This is a genomic window from Mesorhizobium sp. CCNWLY176, assembly GCF_037153935.1.
GTDB classification, from domain to species: domain Bacteria; phylum Pseudomonadota; class Alphaproteobacteria; order Rhizobiales; family Rhizobiaceae; genus Mesorhizobium_M; species Mesorhizobium_M zhangyense.
The window spans coordinates 182,168-198,418 of record NZ_JBBBDZ010000007.1 but is presented as its reverse complement, the minus strand read 5'-3'; the positions used below and the strand labels follow the sequence as shown (position 1 = coordinate 198,418).

General features: G+C 61.4%; 20 protein-coding genes. 7 read left to right on the top strand and 13 right to left on the bottom strand.

Features of this window, described 5'->3' with window-relative positions; genetic code table 11:
- Position 1: 1 nt before the first annotated feature.
- The 8 genes from WBQ96_RS14140 to WBQ96_RS14105 form a co-directional block, all read right to left on the bottom strand.
- Entirely contained in the window at positions 2-1,159 is a 1,158-nt protein-coding gene (locus WBQ96_RS14140; RefSeq protein ID WP_336550727.1) for a GGDEF domain-containing protein, read from the bottom strand.
- 104 nt (positions 1,160-1,263) lie between these two features.
- Positions 1,264-2,094, bottom strand: coding sequence for an ABC transporter permease (locus WBQ96_RS14135; RefSeq protein WP_336550728.1), 831 nt, complete (start codon positions 2,092-2,094; stop codon positions 1,264-1,266).
- Complete coding sequence (locus tag WBQ96_RS14130; protein WP_336550729.1) at positions 2,091-2,804, bottom strand: ABC transporter permease; 714 nt, start codon at positions 2,802-2,804, stop codon at positions 2,091-2,093. The genes WBQ96_RS14135 and WBQ96_RS14130 overlap by 4 nt, the downstream gene beginning before the upstream one ends.
- 71 nt (positions 2,805-2,875) lie before the next feature.
- Positions 2,876-3,658, bottom strand: coding sequence for an ABC transporter substrate-binding protein (locus WBQ96_RS14125; protein ID WP_336550730.1), 783 nt, complete (start codon positions 3,656-3,658; stop codon positions 2,876-2,878).
- 203 nt (positions 3,659-3,861) lie between these two features.
- Positions 3,862-4,377: a molybdopterin-guanine dinucleotide biosynthesis protein B gene (gene mobB, locus WBQ96_RS14120; RefSeq protein WP_336550731.1), complete on the bottom strand. Its 516-nt coding sequence runs from the start codon at positions 4,375-4,377 to the stop codon at positions 3,862-3,864.
- On the bottom strand, positions 4,374-4,991 hold the full coding sequence (mobA, locus tag WBQ96_RS14115; protein ID WP_336550732.1) for a molybdenum cofactor guanylyltransferase MobA: 618 nt from the start codon (positions 4,989-4,991) through the stop codon (positions 4,374-4,376). Before mobA ends, mobB begins: the two co-directional genes overlap by 4 nt.
- A gap of 2 nt (positions 4,992-4,993) precedes the next feature.
- Positions 4,994-6,202 carry a multidrug effflux MFS transporter gene (locus WBQ96_RS14110; RefSeq protein ID WP_336550733.1) on the bottom strand — a complete coding sequence of 403 codons (1,209 nt, stop codon included), beginning with the start codon at positions 6,200-6,202 and terminating at the stop codon, positions 4,994-4,996.
- Positions 6,203-6,211: 9 nt separating this feature from the next.
- Positions 6,212-7,132 carry a DMT family transporter gene (locus WBQ96_RS14105; protein ID WP_336550734.1) on the bottom strand — a complete coding sequence of 307 codons (921 nt, stop codon included), beginning with the start codon at positions 7,130-7,132 and terminating at the stop codon, positions 6,212-6,214.
- A 264-nt stretch (positions 7,133-7,396) separates the two neighbouring features.
- Here WBQ96_RS14105 and WBQ96_RS14100 point away from each other — a divergent pair, with 264 nt between their 5' ends.
- Positions 7,397-7,819: a DUF1801 domain-containing protein gene (locus tag WBQ96_RS14100; RefSeq protein WP_336550735.1), complete on the top strand. Its 423-nt coding sequence runs from the start codon at positions 7,397-7,399 to the stop codon at positions 7,817-7,819.
- Between the two features lie 18 nt (positions 7,820-7,837).
- On the opposite strand, the gene WBQ96_RS14095 is transcribed toward WBQ96_RS14100, so the two are convergent.
- From WBQ96_RS14095 to WBQ96_RS14085, 3 genes are read right to left on the bottom strand one after another with little or no spacing between them, the layout of a single operon-like run.
- Complete coding sequence (locus WBQ96_RS14095; protein WP_336550736.1) at positions 7,838-8,536, bottom strand: alpha/beta fold hydrolase; 699 nt, start codon at positions 8,534-8,536, stop codon at positions 7,838-7,840.
- 34 nt (positions 8,537-8,570) lie between these two features.
- The gene (locus WBQ96_RS14090; protein ID WP_336550737.1) at positions 8,571-9,242 is read right to left on the bottom strand and encodes a DUF899 domain-containing protein; all 672 of its coding nucleotides are present in this window, start codon (positions 9,240-9,242) and stop codon (positions 8,571-8,573) included.
- An 18-nt stretch (positions 9,243-9,260) separates the two neighbouring features.
- Complete coding sequence (locus WBQ96_RS14085) at positions 9,261-9,920, bottom strand: glutathione S-transferase family protein (protein WP_336550738.1); 660 nt, start codon at positions 9,918-9,920, stop codon at positions 9,261-9,263.
- A gap of 126 nt (positions 9,921-10,046) precedes the next feature.
- Here WBQ96_RS14085 and WBQ96_RS14080 point away from each other — a divergent pair, with 126 nt between their 5' ends.
- The 3 genes from WBQ96_RS14080 (at position 10,047) to WBQ96_RS14070 (ending at position 11,463) form a co-directional block, all read left to right on the top strand.
- A complete protein-coding gene (locus WBQ96_RS14080; protein ID WP_165113209.1) occupies positions 10,047-10,562 on the top strand; it encodes a winged helix-turn-helix transcriptional regulator in 516 nt (171 codons plus the stop codon).
- Positions 10,563-10,691: 129 nt separating this feature from the next.
- Positions 10,692-11,096 carry a GFA family protein gene (locus WBQ96_RS14075; RefSeq protein WP_336550739.1) on the top strand — a complete coding sequence of 135 codons (405 nt, stop codon included), beginning with the start codon at positions 10,692-10,694 and terminating at the stop codon, positions 11,094-11,096.
- 76 nt (positions 11,097-11,172) lie between these two features.
- Positions 11,173-11,463 (top strand): GIY-YIG nuclease family protein, encoded by a 291-nt coding sequence (locus WBQ96_RS14070; RefSeq protein ID WP_336550740.1) that lies wholly within the window; start codon positions 11,173-11,175, stop codon positions 11,461-11,463.
- Between the two features lie 997 nt (positions 11,464-12,460).
- Here WBQ96_RS14070 and moaA read toward each other — a convergent pair.
- Positions 12,461-13,456, bottom strand: coding sequence for a GTP 3',8-cyclase MoaA (gene moaA, locus WBQ96_RS14065; protein ID WP_165113213.1), 996 nt, complete (start codon positions 13,454-13,456; stop codon positions 12,461-12,463).
- 204 nt (positions 13,457-13,660) lie between these two features.
- On the opposite strand from moaA, the gene WBQ96_RS14060 reads away from it, so the two are divergent.
- Positions 13,661-14,011 (top strand): gamma-butyrobetaine hydroxylase-like domain-containing protein, encoded by a 351-nt coding sequence (locus WBQ96_RS14060; RefSeq protein WP_119817405.1) that lies wholly within the window; start codon positions 13,661-13,663, stop codon positions 14,009-14,011.
- 58 nt (positions 14,012-14,069) lie between these two features.
- Positions 14,070-14,681: a pyridoxamine 5'-phosphate oxidase family protein gene (locus WBQ96_RS14055; protein ID WP_336550741.1), complete on the top strand. Its 612-nt coding sequence runs from the start codon at positions 14,070-14,072 to the stop codon at positions 14,679-14,681.
- A 15-nt stretch (positions 14,682-14,696) separates the two neighbouring features.
- Here the strand turns inward: WBQ96_RS14055 and WBQ96_RS14050 are convergent, their stop codons facing one another.
- The gene (locus WBQ96_RS14050; RefSeq protein WP_336550742.1) at positions 14,697-15,149 is read right to left on the bottom strand and encodes a MarR family winged helix-turn-helix transcriptional regulator; all 453 of its coding nucleotides are present in this window, start codon (positions 15,147-15,149) and stop codon (positions 14,697-14,699) included.
- Positions 15,150-15,196: 47 nt separating this feature from the next.
- Here WBQ96_RS14050 and WBQ96_RS14045 point away from each other — a divergent pair, with 47 nt between their 5' ends.
- On the top strand, positions 15,197-16,105 hold the full coding sequence (locus tag WBQ96_RS14045) for an alpha/beta hydrolase (protein ID WP_336550743.1): 909 nt from the start codon (positions 15,197-15,199) through the stop codon (positions 16,103-16,105).
- Positions 16,106-16,251 lie beyond the last annotated feature (146 nt).

The window sequence follows — 16,251 nt, the reverse complement described above, 5'->3', positions numbered from 1 at the left end:
CTCAGGCAGCCGTGGCGACGCGGTTGCGGCCTTCGGACTTGGCCAGGTAGAGGGCTTCGTCGGCCTCTGCGATCAACGATGGCAGATCACGTTCGGAGAAGGGGGCGGATGCAACGCCTATGCTGATGGTCGGCCGCAGCGTGCCGCGTTCGGTGACAATCGCGATCTCGGCGCAGCGCGCGCGGATATTCTCGGCAATATCGATCGCCCGCCTCTGGCCGACGCCGGGCAGGAAGACGACGAACTCCTCGCCGCCATGGCGGCACAGAAGGTCGCTCCCGCGAATTGTGCTCTTGGCCATGGCCGCGAACATAACCAGCACCTGGTCGCCCACGGGGTGGCCGTAGGTGTCGTTGATCTTCTTGAAGAAATCGAGATCCATGATCAGCACGGTCGCCGGCGCACGGGTGACTGCAAGGCGTTGCAACGACTGTTCCGCCCGTTGGACGAACTCGCGCCGGTTGAGAACGTCGGTCAGCCCGTCATGCGTGGCTGCGCGGCGCAGTGCCATTTCGATCTGTTCGCGGCCGAGTGCAACGAGGCTGAAACTGGAAATGAGGATAAGCAGCATCACCTCGATGGTGGCCACCTTGGAACCGAAATAGGCAGTGAAGAACGGATGGTCCGGGCTCGTCAGCCAGAGCACCCCGCCGCGCCCGGCATAGTAGATGCCGTTGAAACTGCTGGTCACGGCCAGGATCAGGGCGTTCTGGTAGCGATTGACCCCGCCGCCGCGCCAGAACTCGAAGCCGGCCATCAGACTGAAGAACGAGAACACGAAGAAAAACGGCACTGCGCCGCTCCAGGCTTCGAGCGGCCGGGACATCAGGAGCGGCACCAAGATGACCAGGCAAGGTCCGGCGAGTGCCGGAACAACCGCGCTCGAACGCCCATTGAAGGAGCGCGCGCCAACCCAGATGAAGGACATGGTTGCCACGACGAAACCATTGCCGACGGGACCCAGCCAATCGAGGTGAGGGGCCGACGAGGCGATGTAGAAGAGGAGCGAAACGGTCGAGCAGGCAAAGCCGATGCCCCACCACAGGCTGGAGGCGATTTCGCGCCGCCGCCATGCCTCGAGCAGGAACAGCACCCCGCAGGTTGCCGTCACCAGCATCGAGCAAAGCATCAACGTGTTGAGATCGATCTGAAAAGCCATTCGGCCGCTGCACCCCGTATGACGCCAAGCATAGGCGTCAGTGGTGAAGCCGTCGTAAAGGGAATTGCCGCTGCGTCAATAAAATTGCGGCGTGCCGGCCGATTTCAGCGCTTCAAATGTTTGGTGATGCGCCGCTCGATCCATTCGATGCCGTGGCGCAGCGTCTCGACCATCGACAGGTAGATCAGCGCCGCCCAGAGGTAGGTCTGGAAATCGAAGGTGCGCGAATAGGCGCGGCGCGTCTCGCCCATCAGGTCGTAGACGGTGATGATGGCCACGATCGCCGAGCCCTTGATCATCAGGATGATTTCGTTGCCATAGGGACGCAGCGCCACGATCAGCGCCTGCGGCAGCACGATCTTGCGCAGGATCTGATACTTGTGCAGTCCGAGCGATTCCGCGCCCTCCCACTGGCCCTTAGGCACGCTCTGGATGGCGCCGCGCAGGATCTCGGCCTGGTAGGCGGCGGTGTTCAGCGAGAAGGCGAAGACCGCGCAATACCACGCGTCGCGGAAGAAGACCCAGAGGCCGATGGCTTCAAGCTGCGGCCGGAACGAGCCGAGGCCGTAATAGATGAGAAAAGTCTGCGCCAGCAGCGGCGTGCCGCGGAAGAAATAGACATAGGCATAGGCCAGGGCGTTCAGCAGCTTGTTCTTCGACATGCGCGCATAGGCGATCGGTATCGAAAGCAGCGCGCCGAGTACGATCGAGACCGCCACGAGCTGCAGCGTGACGAGCAGCCCCGACAGATAATAGGGCGCATATTTTTCGAAAAGGTCCGGGTTCCAGGCGTTGACGAGATAACCCACCATGGCGACGCCGAGCATCAGCCACAGCACGATGAAGACATGTCCCGTTATGCGCGCGGCTGTCCAAGGCCTGGGAATGGCCGGCGGGCGGTCGACGTCGGTGCTGGTTTCGGTGACGGCGCTCATCGCTGCGCCTCCCTTCGCCCGGCCCAGCGCTCGATGGCATTGATGCCGAAGGACGAGATGATCGCCAGCACCAGATAGATCATGCAGGCGAAGCCGAAGAACAGGAAAGCCTGTTTGGTGACACGCGCGGCAATGCCGCTCTGGCGCAATATGTCGGCAAGGCCGATGGCCGAGACGAGCGACGTGTCCTTGAGCAGGATCAGCCAGAGATTGGCGAGGCCGGGCAGCGCAATCTTGATCAGCTGCGGCAGAACCACCAGCCGCATCGTCTGGCCCTTGGAAAGGCCGATCGAATAGCCGCCCTCATACTGCCCCTGCGGGATGGCGCGGAAGGCCGAGAGAAAAACCTCGCTGGCATAGGACGAAAAGACCACGCCCAACGCCACCATGCCGGCAACGAAGCTGTTGATCTCGATATTGGTGCCGGGACTAATCAGATGAAGCAACTGCTGCAAGCCGATCTGCGCGCCATAGAAGACGAGGAACAGCGTCAGCAGTTCAGGCAGGCCGCGGAAGATGGTGGTGTAGACGTTGCCGGCAATCCGCAGCGACGGTTCGGGCGACTGCTTGGCGAGCGCCACCAGAAAGCCGATGAGCAGACCGACCGGAAGCGTGGCGAGCCCGAGCGAGACCGTGACGAGAACGCCCCAGGCGATGTCGTCGCTCCAACCTTCTGGTCCCCAGCTGAGCAGCGTCCAGACGTTTTCCATCCGCGCGCCAGTCTCCTGTTCTGTCTAAAAGGCGAGGGCGGCGATTTGGCCGCCCTCGCGCTTCAATCGGATCAGGATTCGGCGCCGTAGACGTCGAACTTGAAGTATTTGTCGTTGATTTCCTTGTACTTGCCGTTGGCGCGGATCGCCTTGATCGCAGCGCTGAATTCGGCTGCCAGGGCATCGCCCTTGCGGACCGCTATGCCGGCGCCCTGTCCGAAGATCTCGACCGGCTGCGGCGAGGGCTGGCCCAGCAGCTTGCAGCAGGCGCCGTCAGCAGAATCAAGCCACTGCGACAGAACGACGATGTCGTCTTCCACCGCATCGAGACGGCCATTGGCGATATCGAGCTGATATTCCTGGGCGGTCGGGTAAGCCTTGACCGTTGCGTCGGTGAAGGTCTTTTCCGCATAGTTGAAGTGGGTGGTGGAGCCCTGCGTACCGATCGTCTTGCCGGCGAGGTCTTCCTTGGTCACGCCCTTGATGTCGCTGTCCTTGGGGACGGCGATGGCCGAAGGCGTGTTGTAGTATTTGGCGGAGAAGTCGACCTTTTCCAGGCGTTCCGGTGTGATCGACATGGACGCGATGATGGCGTCGAACTTGCCGGCCTGAAGGGCGGGGATGATGCCGTCCCAGTCCTGGGTCACGAATTCGCACTTGGCCTTCATCTCTTCGCACAGCGCGTTGGCGATATCGATGTCGAAGCCTTCCAGCTTGCCGTCGGCGGTCAGGTTGTTGAAGGGCGGATAGGCGCCTTCGGTGCCGATCTTGATGGTCTTTTCCTGGGCCTGGGCTGCGCCGATTGCCAGCGCGATTGCCGATACCCCAAGCGCGACACGCATAAGAATACGCATGATGTTCCTCTCTGTTGTTGCCCGCCGCTGATGGTTGCGGCGTCGTCCAGGGCCGCCTCCCGGTGGCCCGCAGAGCGCGATACTGCGTCTGTTTTCAGCAAGAAAGCAACTGCAAATACGCCCCCGGCAAACGACTTTACGTCAACTTGCCGGTGTGTACGCAAGTTCATTCCGGCAGCATAAATCGCTGCCGGGACATGACGTTACGTCAGCTTTTTCAAGCCGGTCGTGGTTTCGATGAAATCGGCTATCGCGGCAATGTCGTCGATGCCGAATGTTGGCAGGCGTTCTCCCAACACCGGATGATCGGCGGCGATGGCAACGATGTTAGGATCGTTGGCCGACAGCGGTGCCGTGTCTTTCGCTTCCAGCCGGCGCGCCTCGATCTTCTTGTGCGCCTCGCGCTTGTAGCCCTCGACCAGCACGATGTCGCAGGGCGAAAGGCGCGCCAGTATGGCGTCGAGTGAGGGCTCATCCTCGCTGGTTAGTTCATGCATCAACGCCCAGCGCTTGCCCGACACGATGGCAACTTCGCCGGCGCCTGCCGCGCGGTGGCGAAAGCTGTCTGTGCCCTGCTTGTCGATGTCGAACGCATGATGCGCATGCTTGACCGTGGAAACGCGCCAGCCGCGCGCGGTCAATTCGGCCACGAGCCTTTCGGTCAGCGTGGTCTTGCCCGAATTCTTCCAGCCGGTGATGCCGAATACGCGCTGTGTCAAATCATGGCCCGCACGATCGCCTCGGCTTCCTGAAGTTCGCCGGGGGTGTTGATGTTGAAGAAGGGATCGACGATTTTTTTGGCCACGTCCAGCATCGGAAAATCGACCTCGACGAAATCATGGCTTTCGATGAAGGCGCGCACGCGGAATTTATGCTGCCCGCCGAGAAAGACGAGAAGCTCGTCGTGCAGCGTAACGGGCCACAGCGCGAATGTCGGGTGCTGTTCTCCGTCCGAGCATGCCACCGCAATGCGGGCCGCTTCGCCCTTTCTGGCTGCATCGAGCTTTTCGCAAAGATCAGCGGGGAAGAAGGGCGTGTCGCCGGCAACCGTCAGAATATGGGTGGCGGCAGGGCTTGCCCATTTCATGCCCGCCAGAATCCCGGCCAGAGGCCCGGCGCCTGCGGTGTCGGCAATGACCGGAAGCCCGAAACCGGCAAGTCGCGCCGGGTCGCCATTGGCGCTGATCGCCATTCGTCCGGTCTGTGGCGCAAGCCGCGAGATCACCTGCGACAGGATCGTTCCGCCGCCCAGCGGGCGCAGCGTCTTGTCGCCACCGCCCATGCGCGTCGCGCGGCCGCCTGAAAGAATCAATCCCGCAATATCTTCCTGCACACTCACGCTTCCTTGCCCGGATGCCGCGACACCCACATCACATAAAGGGTGAACAGCGTGCCTGCCAGCGCCGAAAGCAGCATGACCCAAAGCAACGGGTAGGGGCCGGTCTCCGGCGTCAGCAGCGCACCTGCGACCACAGCAAGCACCGCGCCGCCGCCGATCTGCAGCGCGCCGCCAAGGCCGGACGCCGAGCCCGCCAGATGGCTGCTGACGCTGACGATGCCGGCATTGGCGTTGGGCAGCGTAACGCCGTTGCCAACGCCAACGAAGAAGACAGGGCCGAACAGCGACAACGGATGGTTGTAGCCGGACCAGAACAGCGCGATCGACAGCATCATGCCCAGTACCGTCACGACATTGCCGTAGAGCATCATGCGGTTGATGCCGACCGTTCGCGAAAACCTGCCCGACATGAAGTTGCCGAGCATGTAGCCGATCGAAACGATGGCGAAATACAGTCCGTATTGCGATGGCGTCAGGTGCAGGATTTCCGACGAGATGTAAGGCCCGCCGCCGAGAAAGGCGAAGAAAGCACCGGATGTGGAGGCGGCCGTCAGCGTATAGCCCCAGAAGCGCCGCGAGCCGACAACTTCCGGATAGGTGCGGAACTGCGCGGCAAAGCTCGACGATTTCTGCCGGTTCGTCTCACCGAGATCAAGCCAGACGATGGCGAAGGCGAACAACCCTGCCGCAAGCATCAGCAGGAAGGTAGCATGCCAGCCATAGAACTCGTCGAGGAAACCGCCGATAATCGGCCCTATCATTGGCACCAGGCTGGTGCCCATCGTGATGTAGCCGATCTTGCTCGCCGCTTCGGCTGCCTCGACGGTATCGCGCACGATGGCGCGCGATAGCACCATGCCGGCTGCCGAACTCGCCTGAAGCAGGCGGCAGGCAAGCAGCAGCTCGATCGTCGGCGCATAGAGGGCCGCGACCGTGCCGAGAATGAAAAGCGCGAAGCAGAACAGCATCACCGGCCGCCGGCCGAAGCGATCGGATGCCGGCCCGATGAACAGTTGCAGGATGGCGGTGGCGGCGAGATAGAGCGAAACAGCCAGCTGCACGACGGCATATTCAGCGTCGAAATGCCTGGCCATGCCGGGCAGGGATGGCAGGAAGACGTTCATCGACAGCGTGCTGGCTGCTGCTGCCGTCACCAGCGTGAAGACATGCGGCGGCGTCGCCTTGTTCAGGAAGCCTGCCGCCATATCCCGAGCCTAGATGCCGTCCGGCGCCATTGCCGGGCCTGTGCTTTGCGCGGCTGGCGCGGTTTTTCCGGCGACCTGTTCGCGGTAGAGCGTATAGAGGCCGGAACCGACGATGATGTTCGCGCCGACGATCATGGCAATGTCGGGGACGTCGCCGAAGATCAGATAGCCAAGCACGATCGCCCAGAGCAGCGCGGTATAGCGGAATGGCGCGATGAAGGAGATGTCGCCGGTGCGCATCGACATGATGACGAACTGGTAACCGAACAGGACGAGCACTGCCGCAAGACCGAGCAGGGCGACGTATTCGAACTCCATCGGCGTCCAGCCGCCGAGCGGGGTTATGAGCACTGCGCCGCACAGCATGATCACCGTGGCGGTGACTGCGGAAACGAGAAGCGATGGAACGTGCGGCGGCAGGCGTCTGGTCGCCAGGTCGCGCAAGGCGCAGAAGGCAACCGAGACCAGCGCCGACAATGCGAAGATGTTGAAACCCTCAAAGCCCGGCCTCACGATGATCATGACGCCGGCAAAGCCGGCGACAATCGCCAGCCAGCGGCGCCAGCCGACGCCTTCGCCCAGAAACAGCGCCGCGCCCATCGTCACCGCGAGTGGCAGAGCCTGAAGCACGGCGGAGACATTGGCTATGGGCAGATGCTGGAGTGCGATCAGGAAGAAAATCGTGCCGCCGAGTTCGCCCAGCACGCGAAGGCCGATCATCGGGTGGAATATCAGCCGCGGCATCTTCAGCGCGCCCTGATGCCAGGCAAGCAGGGTGATCAGCGCCGTCGCGAACAATCCGCGCACGAGGATCACCTGGCCGAAATTCATGTGCATCGACGCCAGCTTGATCAACGCGTCGTTGCATGTGAACCCGGCCATCGACACCACCATGAACATGGCGCCGCGAAGGTTGGGAGAGAGTGCCAAGGCGTTTCCGATTCTTTATCGTTAGGCACAGGATGTAACATCCGGTGCCTAAACAGCAATGGCAAAGCGCTGGGCCACCGGGGAGGTTCGGCCAACGCTGCCGTTGCAAGAGGTCACGAACGGAGGTTTGCCGGCTAAATTTTCCTGCTGTCACGAGCGGCAGGCAGCAGGGTCGGCTTGGCGTGGTGGTCGTTCCTTGAATTTACCCCACAATGGCGACTATCGTGACCATGAGCGGGGCAGGAATTCGAGGACATAAATCCAATGACTCCATCCGAACAGATCGATCAGTTGATCGCAAAACTCGACGACTGGCGCGGCAAGACGCTCGCCAGCCTCCGCAGGAGCATCCTCGAGGCCGACGTAGAGATCATCGAGGAATGGAAGTGGATGGGAAGCCCGGTATGGTCCCGCGACGGCATTATCGCTGTCGGCAACGCCCACAAGGACAAGGTGAAGCTCACCTTTTCCCACGGTGCGAGCCTCCCGGACCCCGACAAGCTCTTCAACGCGGGCTTCGACGGCAAGGTGTGGCGGGCGATCGATGTTTTCGAGGGCGACACGATCGATGAGAACGCTCTGAAAAACCTCGTCCGCGCCGCGATCGAGTTCAATCAGGCCAAGAAGAAGGCGAAGAAAGCGCCGGCGGGCAGCAGGGCGAAGGCTCAAACAAGGAAGGAAGCCTGAAGCTGCGCTTTCGCAGGTCTAGGCAGCTTCGACCAGAAGGTCAGCCAGTTCCTGCGGCTTGTCGATGCCGACATCATGGCCGCAGGCGACCTGCCTGACGGTCCAGCTCGGGTCCTTTCCCAAAGCCTCAGCGGTCTGGCCGAACGGGCTCTCCCAGCCGGTGGCCTGGATATAGGTTTTCTTCGGTACGCGCTGGTAGGCGCCGGTAACGCGGAGCTTTTCCTTCAGCGATGCGGTTGGGTGCGGCGTCGCTTTGGCGTCGACCCAGGCGCGGTCTTTTTCATCAAGATAGTCGCCCTTTGAGGTCGGCGGAGCGGGGATCGTTTCGCCGACGAGTTCCCAGCCTTCGGCGAAATCGGCGAAGGACTGGCCGTCTGCGGGTATGAACGCGTCGAGATAGACGATCGAGGCAATGCGCTCGCTGATCCTTTCGGCCACTCCGGTTATGACGATGCCGGAATAGGAATGCCCGACCAGCACGATATTATCGAGGTCCTTCCACAGCACCTCGTTGACGACGTCGTTGACATGGGTGGTGAGGTTTATGTCCGGTCCTGCAAGGTGCGAACGCTCGCCAAGCCCGCTCAGCGTCGGCGCGAAGACACGGTGACCCTTGGCCGTCAGCAGATCGGCAACCCGCATCATCGACCAACTGCCCGCCCATGCGCCATGCACGAGCACAAAGGTAGCGCGCCCGTTCTTCTTTGAGTCGGTCATTTCATCTTCCCGATATGGATTTGAATTCGCTGGCTTACGAGCCCTGTCGACCCAGCGGTGCAAGGTCGAGATAGTGCAGAACCGGCACCAATGGCTCCAGCCCGCGTGCATAGGTCGAATAGCTGTGCAGGATCCGGCCTTCGTCGCGGAGGAAGACGCTGAGGCCCGGCAGTTCGGTGCCCCACTGGTCCCAGGCGCCTTTCGCGGCTTCGAACTCGGCCTTGCCGCGGTAGTTGATCTCGATGGGCGCGATGTTTTCGTCCAGCGTGACATGGAAATCATAGTTGAAGTCGCTGCCGAAGGACGAATACCACGGCACCGTCCAACCCATCTTCTGCCTGTAGGCGGCCAGCTTCCCGAAAGGCGCGCGCGAGACCATGGCCAGCGTGGTCTCGCGTTTATGCAGCTCGGACAGATCCGGCAGGCTGTTGGCGAAGCTGGTGCAGCCGTGGCAGCCATTCTCCCACTCCGGGTCGAACATGAAGTGGTAGATGAGGAGCTGGCGCCGGCCTTCGAACAGGTCGGCAAGGCTTACCCGGCCGTTCGGGCCGTCGAAGACATAGTCCTTCGCGACCCGTTCCATCGGCAGGGCCCGGCGTTCGGCGTTCAGCGCATCGCGCGCCTTCGACATTTCCTTTTCGCGGGCGAGCAGGCGCTTGCGTGCCGCCACCCATTCGCTGTGCGGAACAATTTTGTGCGGTTCCATGTCTGTTTCCTTTCGGTTTCAGTTCAGGTTCTGCGTCGGGAACATATGGAAATAGGGTTCCGCCTCCTTCAGCACGCGGGCGAAGGAAGGGCGGTTCAGCAGCCGGTCGAAATAGGCTGCCATGTGCCTGTGCGTAACGGCGAAAGGTTCGACCTTGTCGGCATAGAACAGCGCGGGTGCTGCAGCGCAGTCGGCCATGGTGAAGGCTTCGCCCATCGCCCATGTCCGCGTGGCCATGTCGCGCTCGATCATGCCGTAGGCGGTTCGAAGCGTTGCGCGCGCCTGCTCGACGCCGAAACCATCGTGCTGGCCTGCCGGGCGAATGCGGTCGACGACGATCTTCTGCATCGGCTCCTGCACATAGAGATCGTAAAAGCGGTCGGAGAGGCGGGTGCGCCAGGCTTCTTCAGGGTCATAGGGCACGAACCGCACCGCGCCGGGATAATACCGGTCCAGATACTCGATGATGATGGTCGATTCCGGCACGACGCGGTCGCGGGCGGCGTCGCGCAGCACCGGCATCTTGCCGACCGGCCACAATTCCCTGAACTCCGCGCTGGAGCTTTCGTCGCCGAGATCGACCAGCACCGTCTCGAACGGGGTGTCGTTTTCGTATAGCGCGATCAGAGGCTTGTGGCAGAAGGAGGCGAGGGGATGGAAATGATAGGTGAGTGACATGGAATCGCTTTCTCCCGTCGACCGTCAGCTCGCGCCGGTGCATCAAATAGTGATTGTATTTAGCAACCAGTTGAACGATAATTGCACTGCTATGGAATTGCAACCGGTTTTTCGGAGAATTTTTTGATGGACGCTGCTCATCGCTCGGGCTGCCCGATTAACCTCTCGCTCGAAGTGTTCGGCGACAAATGGAGCCTGCTGATCCTTCGCGACATGATCTTCGGCGGCAAACGCCACTTTCGCGAGCTTTTGCGGTCGGAAGAGGGCATTTCGTCCAACATCCTCGCCGACCGCATGAAGATGCTGCTGGAAGAGGGCATGCTCACCAAGACCGACGACCCGAGCCACAAGCAGAAGGCCATCTACAGCCTGACAGAGAAGGCGATCGAATTGGTGCCGATCATGGCCCACCTCGGCGCCTGGGGCCGCAAATGGCTCCCCGTCAGCGAAGATCTCAGCATCCGCGCGCGGCTTCTGGAGGAGGGCGGTCTGCCGATGTGGGAGAAATTCATGGCCGAGCTGCGCGTCGAGCAGCTTGGCGCACCGAACACCATCTCTGGCCCGACCGTGCGCCAGACGCTGCAGGCGGCCTATCTGGAAGTGGTCGCGCGGCAGCAGGCGGAGCGGGCCACAGCGAACTGAGGCAACTGCCGTCCAGCGGCTGGGTGCGCGATCAATTCGGCTTGTTCATGGCTTGAGACTCGATCAGAACCGATCCAGTCTGAGATTCCGCACCGGGTTTATGATTGCGGACTTTGCCGTGGGGGGCTGATGAAAGAGCGAGCGAAGAAACCGAAGCTATACACTGGAGGCTGCCTTTGCGGCGCCGTTCGCTTCGAGGCGACCGGCCCGGCTGAAAAGCCGCATACCTGCTCCTGTCGCATGTGCCAGCGCCACACCGGCGCATTGACGGCGCCCTGGGTCGAGTTCCCAAGCGATCGGGTGGCGTGGACCGGACCCGTCGGCAAGCCGTCCGTCTATCGCTCGTCGGACTATTCCAGCCGCGCCTTCTGCCCCACCTGCGGCAGCTCCCTCGGCGCCATCGACGACAAGCCGGTTGTCGCCCTGTTGCTCGGAGCCTTCGACAAGCCCGCAGCGAAAGAGCTGATGCCCACCTATCACACCAACCGAGGCGGACGGCCGAAATGGTGGCATGTGGAGGTTGGGACGGAGTAGCGACGGTGGACGATGGGGCAACGGTAAGAGAGTAGACGCCCTTGCTCCGCAAAGCTGTGGCTTTACACTCGGCGATATGGGCAGACGGGGGTATGTCTACATTCTCGCTTCACAGAAGAACGGGACGCTGTATGTCGGTGTCACGTCAGACCTTGCCGGTCGTTTGTTGCAGCACCAGACCGGAACCGGTTCGAAATTCGCCGCACGCTATGGTGTCATGCGCCTTGTGTGGTTCGACGAATACGATCTGGTCGTTGATGCCATCGCCCGTGAGAAGGTGATCAAGAAGTGGCCACGTCAGTGGAAGATCAACCTCATCGAGGAACACAATCCACATTGGCACGACATTTCGTGGCATTTGCTTTGACGGTAGGCATTCCGTTGCGCTTGTTCTGTACCACAGGCTCGGGTTTGCCGTTCAGGCATGGATTCCCGACACCGCTCGTTCCTCGCTCACGAGGTCGAGAATGACGGATGCATTTAGGCTTGCCGCTGATCTCAAGCGTTGGTGATTTGCAGACGCGCAAATAACAAGCTCGTCATCCTCGGGTCGCAGCACGAGCGAAGCGAAGGGCGAAGAGCCCGGGGATCCATGCCGGAACATCGATAAAGGCTACAGCGGTGCAGAACTGTGGACGGTAAAACTCGCGGAAACTGTGGGAAAGATTTTCACCCAATTTCCACATAACCCATTGTTTCCACTCACCCCATACATTTTTTCACGCCCAATCTTTCCTCACCCCAAAACACCGCCTGCATAATCCCCCCATCGCTCTTGCGGGACCGGGTTCTGGAACCGGGATCAAGGGGGAGCGGCGGTGACCTCCCGCCCTGGTGTGGTAGCCAGGAACCCGAGGGCCCGACACAGGCCGGCGTCCTGCGGCCGCATGCCCTGGCTGGAAGTTGCAGGCGACAAGCTTGCGGCGGAAGGATCAAGGGCAGATCGCGCAGGATGCGGAGAACCCGCGGCGTCTTGTCCATGGAATGTACATGGAGCGGGCGTTGTGACCGGCCGACTTCGGGACAGACACCGAGCGGGGCGCGGAAGCTGCGCCACGTATTTACACTAGGAAGGCACGGCCAAGCGCCCCGCTTCCCACCCTCGTAGAGGGAGTTCTTTGACAATGGCCAGATGCGAAAGCAGGCGTGGCGATGATGAAGTGCGCCTCTCCTTCTCCCCTTGTGGGAGAAGGTGGCCTACCCGAAGGGGAGGTCGGATGAGGGGTGTTGGAAGGAACGCGACGATGAGCGGGTAGCCTGCAGGTCTTTCCTGGAAAGGATCACTCCGTCCAGCACCCCTCATCCGTCGTGGCGCTGCGCGCCAATCCACCTTCTCCCACAAGGGAGAAGGGAAGAGGACACCTTCACCCGCCGGTAACGCTCATATGGCGCGAGACGGCGGGGCGGCTGGTGCGGCGGTCGATGATGAAGTCGTGGCCCTTGGGCTTGCGGCCGATGGCTTCGTCGATGGCGCTGGAGAGAAGCTCGTTGCCTTCCGAGGCGCGCAGTGGCGCGCGCAGGTCGGCGGCGTCTTCCTGGCCGAGGCACATATAGAGCGTGCCGGTGCAGGTCAGCCGGACGCGGTTGCAGCTTTCGCAGAAATTATGCGTCATCGGCGTGATGAAGCCGAGCCGTCCGCCGGTCTCGGCAACCTCGACATAGCGCGCCGGGCCGCCGGTCTTGTAGGGAATGTCGGTCAGCGTGAACTGGCGCTCGAGATCGGCGCGCAGCAGCGACAGCGGCAGATACTGGTCGGTGCGGTCCAGATCGATCTCGCCCATCGGCATGGTTTCGATGACGGTCAGGTCCATGCCACGGCCATGGGCCCAGCGCAGCATTTCGGGCAGTTCGGCGTCGTTGAAGCCCTTCAGCGCCACCGCGTTGAGCTTGATCTTGAGCCCGGCAGCCTGGGCGGCATCGATGCCGGCCATCACCTTGTCGAGATGGCCCCAGCGGGTGACGGCATGGAATTTTTCCGGGTCGAGCGTGTCGAGCGAGACGTTGATGCGCTTGACGCCGCAATCGGCGAGCTCGCCGGCAAAGCGGGCAAGCTGCGAACCGTTGGTGGTCAGCGTCAGCTCTTCAAGCGCGCCGCTCTTGAGGTGGCGCGAAAGCTCGCGCACCAGATGCATGATGTTCTTGCGCACCAACGGTTCGCCGCCGGTCAACCGCAATCTGCGCACGCCCTTCTCGATGAAGACGGTGCACAGCCGGTCGAGCTCCTCGAGCGAGAGCAGATCCTTCTTGGGCAGAAAGGTCATGTCTTCCGCCATGCAATAGGTGCAGCGGAAGTCGCAACGGTCGGTGACCGACACGCGCAGATAGCTGATCGTGCGCCCGAATGGATCGATCATGTTCATGCGATGGCGTTTCCCAATGCCGTCAGCGCGACGGCTCTTGCCCTGAATGTCGTGTATTCGTACCCGTCATTCAAGGTAGGTGATATCGGTCTTTGGTAACATCTCCGTAGCCGACGCCGCAATGTCGGCTTTGTGGCATAGCTTTTTCACCTTTTCGGTGAACCCGAAGGCGCGTAGGGAAGGGGCCGAAACAAGGGTAGGACGATGACGGCGCCAACTGAACTGAGAGTATCGAAGGATCGCCGGACACTGACGGTGACGTTTCCCAACCACCATCCGTTCGAGCTTTCGGCCGAACTGCTGCGCGTTGCCTCGCCCTCCGCGGAAGTGCAGGGGCACTCGCCGGAACAGCGGGTGACCGTGCCGGGCAAGCGCAACGTGGCGATTTCCCGGATCGAGCCGGTCGGCAACTATGCGGTGCGCATAATCTTCGACGACACGCACGACACCGGCATCTTCACCTGGAACTACCTGCACACGCTGGGCCACGAGAAAGACGAGCGCTGGAATGCCTATCTCGCGGAGCTTCAGCAAAAGGGCATGAGCCGGGGATAGCGTCGCAAAAACGTCACCGAACTCGGATAACGGCGCGAGAGAAATCGGAGGTTTGGGAATGTCGAAGATCACCACCGTCGAACAGCTCGAAGCGCTCTACGGCCTGCCCGGCGAGACCTCGCTGGTGAAGGAACTCGACCACATCATTCCCGAATATGCGGCCTTCATCGAAGCGTCGCCCTTCGCAGCGCTTGCCACGACCGGGCCTGAAGGTCTCGATTGTTCGCCGCGTGGCGATCTCGCCGGCTTCGTGCGCATCCATGACGAGCGGACGCTGATGATGCCCGACCGGCGTGGCAACAACCGCGCCGATTCGCTGAAGAACATCATCCGCGATGACAGGGTGGCGCTGCTGTTTCTGGTTCCCGGTTCGGGCACGACGCTGCGGGTAAACGGCCGAGCCTACATCACCACGGATGCCGAGCTTTGCGCGTCCTTCACGGTCGAAGGCAAGCCGGCGCGCTCGGTGACGGTTATTGCGGTCGAGGCCGTCTATTTCCAGTGCGCGCGGGCGATCGTCCGGTCCGAACTGTGGAACCCGGAAAAGCACGTCGACCCGAAGTCGCTGCCGACACCAGGCCAGATACTCGCGGTGACGAGCCAGAAAAACATCGATGGCGAGAAATATGATCGCGAGTGGCCCGAGCGCGCAAAAGCTAGCATGTGGTAGGCGGATCGACCGGCTTCAGGCGGTTTTCATCAACTCGGAAATCCGGTTCATCATAGCGCCCATGCGGTCGCATTCGGTCGGAGAGGTTTGGGCCATCACCGTCTCGATCAGCCCGTTGTAGATGTGCAGCGCGTCCATCAGGAGCGTCTCTCCCTCGCCGGTGAGGGTCAGCCGCATGATCCGCTTGTCCTTGGCGTCGTTTTCGCGGGTAAGCAGGCCGCGCTTTTCCAACTGGGGCAAGAGCATGGTAATGTTCGACCGTCCGACCAGCAATTTGCGGGCAAGATCATGCTGGGACATGCCAGGGTGCCGATAGAGGTTCATCAGCATGTCGAGCTGCGCGAGCTTCAGGTCGAGCGGCTGCAACGCCTTGCTCAAGGCAGCCACGACGGCCTTTTCGGCGCGCACCAGCGCGATCCAGTTGCGGAATCGCGGATTGTCCCAGGGAAGGTCTTGTTTATTGTTCATGTTTGAACTATTATGTTCACAGTTGAACCGTTGGTCGGATCGTCAATATGGCATCAATTGGTTTGAAGGTCATCCGGGGTGTGTTCGGTGCTGCCGAGCATATAGCACCGCGATTGGGCGGACGCGCTGCGTTTGAACTCTTCTGCCGAACGCCTGACCCGAAAAAGCTGAGCGCGGGCGAGCGGCGCGCTGTCGAAGCCGCCAGAGGCTTCATGGCGGAGGCGCGGCACCATCGGCTGAAAGTCGGCTCGGGATGCGTAAGCGTTCATGAATTTCGCCCCGAGCACCATCCTGCGACCGCGACCGTGCTCGTCATCCATGGCTGGCGCTCGCGCACCGAATATATGCGCGCGCTCATCGAGGGCTACCGCAAGGCGGGCTTTCGGGTGATGTCGCTCGATCTGCCGGGTCACGGCGGGTCGACAGGGCGCAGGCTCAACATGGCTTTGGCTGTCGAAGCCACAGTGGCAGCGGCTCAATGGTTCGGCCCGTTCGCTGCCGTCGTCGGCCACTCCTTCGGCGGCGCGGTCGCAGCGTGCGCGGCTTCCGGCATGATCAAGGGCACTGCGCCTCTGCCGACGGAACGCCTGGTCATGATTGCAGCGCCAAATGCGCTGACGGATGTGCTCAATGGATTTCGCAGGCATACGAATGTCGGGGATAAATCGGCCCGCGCGCTCGATAATCAGATCAAGCGAATCTCCGGTCATCCGATGGCCGAGTTCGTCGCATCCAGATATATCGCGCAAATGCAGATACCGACATTGGTCATCCATGCGCCCAACGATGCGGAAGTGCCGGCGTCAGACGCCAAGACGCTTGCGGCTGCCGGCGACCATGTCAGGCTTTTGTGGGCTGAAAACCTCGGGCATCGCCGCATATTGTCCGACCAGACTGTCGTGGCGGAAGCGGTGGGTTTCGTGGAACAGCCGCGCCAGCCAGCCTCCGTCCATTAGCAGTCACCGCTCAGCATCGCGACCGATGCGTTCCGGCTTTGCTCACGCCCTTGTGAAGCTGCAAGGCAACAACGTTGCCGAAATTTATCTTCCCTTAACGAAATCGGTATGAATCGGTATAGTCGCGCCCTACATCGGCAGTGGAC